This is a genomic window from Photobacterium alginatilyticum, from assembly GCF_009910675.1.
Taxonomy (GTDB): domain Bacteria; phylum Pseudomonadota; class Gammaproteobacteria; order Enterobacterales; family Vibrionaceae; genus Photobacterium; species Photobacterium alginatilyticum.
In genome coordinates this window covers 1-328 of sequence record NZ_RSEJ01000430.1, presented here as the reverse complement: position 1 = coordinate 328, position 328 = coordinate 1, and the positions used below count along the sequence as shown (strand labels likewise).

The 328-nt window shown below is 43.9% G+C and carries 1 protein-coding gene; it reads left to right on the top strand.

Annotated features, from left to right (window positions below; translation table 11 throughout):
• A partial coding sequence (locus EIZ48_RS31745) for a transposase (protein ID WP_160658841.1) occupies positions 1-328 on the top strand: 328 nt, incomplete at both ends.

Here is a 328-nt window from a genome sequence, read left to right as displayed (position 1 = left end):
AAGGTCGAGAGCACTTCTCCGCCCAGGCAGTCCATAAGAAGTCAGCACTAGAACCTTGGCTGCTGGCGACTAATATCCCAACAAACATATTTTCATCTCGATGTATCGTCAGGCTCTACACCAAACGCATGCAAATTGAAGAAACATTTCGAGACTTAAAAAGTCCACAATACGGTTTTGGCTTACGTCAAAGCCGCACTCATGACCCTAAACGCTTCGACATTTTACTACTCATTGGTCTGCTCGCTTTTATGGTCTATTGGTGGTTTGGAATAATTGCAGAACATAACGGTTGGCACCGTCACTTTCAGGCAAATTCTGTAAAAGA